The organism is uncultured Meiothermus sp., from assembly GCF_937863175.1.
Lineage (GTDB): Bacteria > Deinococcota > Deinococci > Deinococcales > Thermaceae > Meiothermus.
This window is the reverse complement of sequence record NZ_CALMCQ010000256.1, coordinates 1-6133: the sequence shown is the minus strand read 5'-3', so window position 1 is coordinate 6133 and position 6133 is coordinate 1. Positions and strand designations below refer to the sequence as shown.

Here is a 6133-nt window from a genome sequence, read left to right as displayed (position 1 = left end):
AACTGGGTTGGAGGATAACCATGTCAAGAGTGATAAAACAAGAGCCGCCGACTCTGATCGAACCCCCAAACGAAACCTGGACCATCTCGCTGCGCACCATCACCCCCATGTTTGGCGGCAGCGCGACGCCTCGAGAGGTGGACGCGCAGAGTCCGGTACGGGCTGCCAGTGTGCGCGGTCATCTGCGCTTCTGGTGGCGGGCTACCGTTGGGGGGCAGTATGCCACTCCACAGGAGTTGTTCAAGGCGGAGGAGGCGATTTGGGGGAGTGATAAGAAGTACGGAAAGGTGGCCCTCGAGGTTATAAGTCGGAGTGTCGGCTCGAGCATTCGACCATCCGAGATTGTACCGGATCGGGGAACCGCTCAGACCGGGCCGATGGAGCGGTTCTTTCTGCATCCGTTCAACGAGAACAGGGGCGAGAACCTCCCCGAGGCCAGCGGCTACAGTGAAGTCGCCTTCGTGCTCAGGGTTACGGTAGCAGAGCTCGAGCCAAACCGAATCGAAGAAGTCCGCACAGCCATACGCGCTTGGCTGACGTTTGGCGGCATCGGGGCTCGTACCCGACGCGGGCTGGGGGCTTTGGTGGTTGACGGGGCAGACCGCACGGTCTGGCACCCATCGAACCCAGGCCAACTTGGGCAATGGTTGGCCCCAGAAGCTGCAAGAGATGTCACACACACCACCCTGGCGGGCGCAAGAGCCTTTTTCGGCCCCTCCCAGAACGCAACCCGAGATCGAAGCAAGGCCGAAGTGGCCTGGCGCGAACTCGGCAAGTTTTGGACGCGGTTTCGCAAGGGGCACTTTACCGACGCGAACCCGAGTTACAACCCCATGAAAGGGGGATCCTGGGAAGACCATCGAAAACTCCAGAACCTGGAGGGGCGGGCCTCAGAAATAGAACTAGTAAAGCCTTTCCTGGGCTTGCCAATTGTCTACCAAAGGTTCCGTAACTCCGATGCCTTCGCCGGAACCCTCGAGGCTGCTGCAAAACCCGGAAGTCGAATGGCCTCGCCCGTCATACTCAAACCGGTGGCGTTTGCCGACAACACAGTTCGTCCGATGGTTCTTTTGCTAAAGGCACCTGAACCTGAAGCTATAAAAATAGGCGGCCAACAGGTTGAACTAAGGCCGGTAAGGCGTGACCGTGTGCTGTTGGCCCTGAACGCCGAAGACGTGATGGATGCCGTAGGTAAAGCTGCCGCTAAGTGTGGCTTTACCGAGGAGGTACGCCTGTGAAACACCTCCTCGCCATCTCCATCGGCCCGGTGCAGGACTTCATTGCCGCCGCCCGCCGCACCGCCGACCTGTATGCGGGGTCGCAGATTTTGCAGGAGGTCTGCAAGGCCACAGCGCAGTCCCTGGCCGCGAATGGGGGAGTATTAATCTTCCCATCCGGCCCCGACGCTGATGGGGCCAACAAAATACTGGCTCAGGTTCCGGGCGATCCCGCCCAACTTGCCCAATCCGCCCAAGCCGCTGCCAAAGCCAGGCTGCTGACGCTGTGGCAAGATGCCCTGGCGGCTCTACCGGCAGCGCAACGGGGGCTGGTTGACCATGGGCGTGCTGCAGCACAGCTAGACAGCTTTCTAGAGTTCTACGCGGCCTGGATTGCGCTAGGCGACTATCCCGAAGACCGAAAAAAAGTAGACCGTCTGCTGGCGGGCCGCAAAGCCTTGAGGGATTTTGCGCCCACCCGGCAGGACGACGATGGCATCCCCAAGTCGCCGCTCGACCCCAGCAGGGCCGCCGTGATCCGGCCTCAAAACTGGCCCAATGGATCGGTGCCGCTAAAGAACGGTGCCCTGCGCATCAAGGGCAGCGAGCATCTGGACGCGGTGTCGCTGCTCAAGCGCATCTATGGAGTGGTGCACTCCGACCCGGTGGTGGACACCCGCACCATGGCCAGACGGGCCAAAGACCCCCATGCGATACCCAATGACCGCTACGGAGAGGACGACGACCACATACAAGAACCCCAGCCCTACTACGCCATTTTGATCGCCGACGGTGACAGGATGGGCGACCTGATCTCGCAAAAAAAATCGGTCGAAGAACACCAAAAGCTGTCCTCAACGCTGGACGAGTTTGCCCGAAGAGCTAAAGAAATTGTGGCCAAATCCCACGGGTTTCTGGTCTACTCCGGCGGCGACGACGTGCTGGCGATGCTGCCCGTCAACACCGCGATCAAATGTGCCGGAGAACTGTCGGAGGAGTTTCGCCACACGGTGCGCGGAACGCTCTCGGCAGGGGTTGCGATTGTGCATTACCGCGAGCCACTATCAGGTTCGCTCGAGGCTGCTCGAGATGCCGAAAGGGCCGCCAAGAATGGCGGACGCAACAGCCTTGCGGTGGCCCTGCACACCCGTGGCGGTGCCCCGCTCACGGTGGTGCGGAAATGGGACAGTCTGCGCTGGCCTGAACTTGCGAAATCGTTTGAGAAGGGCGACTTAACCCAGGGCCTGGCCTACGAGTTGCTCGAGCTGGCCAGAGAGTGGCAGGACGACATGGGCGCGGCCTACCTCCAGGCCGAGGCCGAGCGCATCCTGGGCCGTAAGGAACGGAAGGAACTCAAGCTGCCCCATTTCGAGTCCCGCCAGGATCTGTGCACCTACGCCAACCAGCTCATCATTGCCCGCTTTCTAGGCGGCATCCGGGCCGAGGAAAAACGGGAGGTGGGCCATGCCTGAGCGTGTGCTAGACATTCAAGCCTTTGCTCCCTTGCTGTGGCGCGACGGGCGACCCTTCGCCCAGGCCGAGGGCACCGAGACCGCTGCGCAAAGCCTGCCGCTGCCCCTGCCCAGCACCGTGGCAGGCTTTGTGCGGACTCAAGTTGGCCGGAAGCTGGGGGTGCGCTTCCGCGACGACCACCCGGCTCTGCAAAACCTGCATGGCCTCCAGATCTGTTCGCCGCTGCTGGTGCGCGGTGACGAGTTCGTGTTGCCCGCCCCGCGGGACGCAGTGGTGTTTGAAGAAAAGGGTGGGAAGACTACAGAGGTCGAGGTCAGGCGTCTGCGGTCTGCCGACCAGGCGTCTGGAGGAACCAATCTGCCGGACGGCATGAGGCCACTCGTTCTGGACGACGAGCGAAAAGCGGCTACTGGCTACACCTTCTGGTCGCAAAAGGACATGACCGCCTGGCTTTTGGGCCGAGACGTGGTTCCCAGGAAAATCGCTGGTCTGCCTCGCGAACAGCGGATTCATGTGGGCATAGACCCTGCCAGTGGCAAGGCCAGCGAAGGGGTGTTGTACAGCGTTGGCTACCGAGCCCTGGAGAGCCTGGAGGATGGCCAGTACCACGACTGGCGGATCCGGGCCAGGGTCTCGCTGGAGACGGAGCCCGAGGCGCTGGGTTTTCTGGGCGGTGAGTCCCGGCCTGTGCGGGTCACGGTACGAGACGAGTTGGGCAAGTACTGGTTCGACTGCCCGAGTGAAATCAAGGAGACGGTGGGCAGTTCTAAGCGCGTGCGCATGGTGCTGGCAACGCCCGCGATCTTCGAGCACGGCTGGAAGCCCGGTTGGGTGGACAGGTCGGGTTCGGGGGCGCAACACCTGCCCAGGGGGCTTTCGAAAGTAAGGCTCAGGCTGGTCTCGGCAGCCATTGGGCGGCGTGAGCCGGTTTCGGGATGGAACCTGAGGGAAAATCGGCCCAAAAGTGTGCGCTGGATGGTTCCGGCGGGAAGTGTGTACTTCTTTGAGATAGAAGGCGGCAATCCCAGCGACCTGTTAGAAAGCTGGCTGCGTCCGGTGAGCGACAACGAGCAAGACCGCAAGGACGGCTTCGGTCTTGCCCTGTGGGGAGTGTGGTAAACATGCAGGCAAAAGCGATTTTCTGGCAGGCTCTAACGCCCGTACACTCTGGAACCGGGCAGGACAGCAGCAGCGTAATTGACCTCCCGGTCGCACGGGAAAAGTCCACCGGGTTCCCGGTGATTCCGGCCAGCAGCATTAAGGGCGTTTTACGCGATGGGCGCGGCCTGAAAAACGACGAGGAGTACAAGCCCGAAGAACTCGAGGCCGCCCTTAAGGCCCGCAAGACCTTCGGCTTCGCTGGCAAGCGAAAGCAGACGGATGACCAGTTCGAGGACATCAGCCAGGCGGGCGAGCTGACCCTCACCGACGCCCGGCTGCTGTTGCTGCCGGTGCGCTCCTACGCGGGGTCCTTCGCGCTCATCACCTGCCCGCTGGTGTTGCAGCGCTGGCTGCGCGACGCCCAAGCCCTTGATGCGGGTGTCACACTGCCAGGGCTAAACGCGCCGGGCGGGGTACAGGTTTTTGTCACCAGCAGTAGCCAGATCAAGCCAGGAAACAAGGTGATTCTGGAAGACATAGATCTCGACATATTGGGCATTGCGGACGGGCTGGCCAACGCCCTAAGCCAGGCCATCTTCGGCCAGGAGGAACCGTATTTCCTCGAGCGTTTCGCCCTGGTCAGCAACGACGTGTTCACCTATTTCTGCGAGACCGGCATGGAGGTGATCGCACGGGTGCGCCTCGAGAGCGAGACCAAGACCGTAGTTGGCGGTGCCCTCTGGTACGAGGAGGCTGTGCCCGCCGAGGCAGTGTTCTCTTGCTTCGCCCTCTCGAAAGCGAACGACTTTGATGAGGTGATGCAGAAGCCCTACCTCCAGATCGGGGGCAAGGGCAGCGTGGGCCGGGGCCTGCTCCGGCGGCTGGGGGGTGAGTAGCCATGCCGATGCCGCCAACCCGTAGCCAGCGGGATATGAAGCTGGCCCTCGATTTGGTGAGCGGCCTTGAGCGTGCTGACCAGGAGACCAAGAACATCTACGGTGGACTTTGCCACAACTTTCCGGTGATGGTGATGCAGAGCGGGCTGTGCCAGGCGGTTGCCTTCAGTGCCGATAAAGCCAGTGGCGATGGCAATCGGGCCAAGGCTCACCAAAAGCTACTCGAGCATGTCGGGGCGATCTTGGAGATTAAGGGCGACCTCTTGCCCAGCTTGCAGACTGCCCCCGCCCTTACCTACATGCATCACACCCGCCGTGTGCTTGACTCTTGGGTATTTTTCAAACGCTTCGCCAGGAGCGTGTTGAAGGTCGAGGCAGGGGGCCGCGATGCGGACTAATCTACGGGCGCTACTGGCAACTCATGCCGGGCTTGGGCTGTACAAGGGCCTTAGCGGGTTCGACCCCGCCGATAAGCAGAAACTGCTCGAGGCCATCGCCAAAACCCCCATCGGCTCGGCTTACCAGACTGCCTTCGACCGGTGGAGGGAGGTGCTCAAAGGCGCGGTGTTCATCGAGGCCACCACCACCACCCCGCTGGCTATTGGTTTGGGAAACAGCAGCCCCATTGAAAACGGATTGGCCATTCACCATACCTACGGCACACCCTACCTGCCGGGGAGTGCGATTAAGGGTCTGTTGCGGCGGGCGGCAGGCAAATACGGTTTGAATGAGGAGCAACAGGCCGTGATGTTTGGAGAGGAGCCGAATAAGGAGCGCAGGACTCAGGGCAGTGCGGGCCACTTGGTCTACTGGGACGGCTGGCTGAGTCCTGACTGCAAAATCCCCTTCCAGAAAGATGTGATCACCGTACACCATCCCAACTACTACAGCACCGGGGACAAAGACTGGCCCACCGACTTCGACGACCCCAATCCGGTGGCTTTCCTGAGCGTAAAGCCGGGGACGAAGTTCGTACTGGCGATCTCGAGTGCTTCGGAGAATGCCGCGCCGTGGCTTTATCGAGCGGGCGAGATGCTCGAGTTCGCTCTTACTCACCTGGGCCTGGGCGGCAAGACCAACGCCGGTTACGGATACTTTGAGGTAAAGTTGCCACCAAAGCCCAAGAGCGAGACCGAGCAGGGCCAGGAACTGCTGGCGTCGTACCGTAAACGTATTGAGGGCATCAAACCCGGCAACGAGCGCGGCGAACTAAATTTCTTCCTCAGGGAGCTGGGCGACAAACTGCCTGCGGTGCGCAAACCAGTGCTCGAGGCTATCAAGAAGCAACTGGTGGATTGGAAGAGCTGGAAACCCACAAACCCACAGCATGCCGAGATAGACCGATTACTGGAGGGGTGATGGAAAGAATTGTTTCCGCGCTCGGATTGGATCGGTACAGCCAGACAACGCAAAGATACGAGTACGAACGGGTCAGGTATTGTTGGG

At 60.9% G+C, this 6133-nt stretch carries 6 protein-coding genes; all 6 read left to right on the top strand.

Features of this window, described 5'->3' with window-relative positions:
• The first annotated feature begins 20 nt into the window (after positions 1–20).
• From cmr1 to cmr6, 6 genes are read left to right on the top strand one after another with little or no spacing between them, the layout of a single operon-like run.
• Positions 21–1238, top strand: a complete 1218-nt coding sequence (cmr1, locus tag Q0288_RS09715) for a type III-B CRISPR module RAMP protein Cmr1 (protein ID WP_299429860.1) — start codon at positions 21–23, stop codon at positions 1236–1238.
• The gene (gene cas10 / locus Q0288_RS09710) at positions 1235–2689 is read left to right on the top strand and encodes a type III-B CRISPR-associated protein Cas10/Cmr2 (protein ID WP_299429858.1); all 1455 of its coding nucleotides are present in this window, start codon (positions 1235–1237) and stop codon (positions 2687–2689) included. Before cmr1 ends, cas10 begins: the two co-directional genes overlap by 4 nt.
• The gene (gene cmr3 / locus Q0288_RS09705; RefSeq protein ID WP_299429857.1) at positions 2682–3809 is read left to right on the top strand and encodes a type III-B CRISPR module-associated protein Cmr3; all 1128 of its coding nucleotides are present in this window, start codon (positions 2682–2684) and stop codon (positions 3807–3809) included. Before cas10 ends, cmr3 begins: the two co-directional genes overlap by 8 nt.
• A gap of 2 nt (positions 3810–3811) precedes the next feature.
• Positions 3812–4687, top strand: coding sequence for a type III-B CRISPR module RAMP protein Cmr4 (gene cmr4 / locus Q0288_RS09700; protein ID WP_299429855.1), 876 nt, complete (start codon positions 3812–3814; stop codon positions 4685–4687).
• Positions 4688–4695: 8 nt separating this feature from the next.
• On the top strand, positions 4696–5085 hold the full coding sequence (gene cmr5 / locus Q0288_RS09695; protein WP_299429853.1) for a type III-B CRISPR module-associated protein Cmr5: 390 nt from the start codon (positions 4696–4698) through the stop codon (positions 5083–5085).
• Positions 5075–6046, top strand: a complete 972-nt coding sequence (gene cmr6 / locus Q0288_RS09690) for a type III-B CRISPR module RAMP protein Cmr6 (protein WP_299429851.1) — start codon at positions 5075–5077, stop codon at positions 6044–6046. The genes cmr5 and cmr6 overlap by 11 nt, the downstream gene beginning before the upstream one ends.
• Positions 6047–6133: the final 87 nt, after the last annotated feature.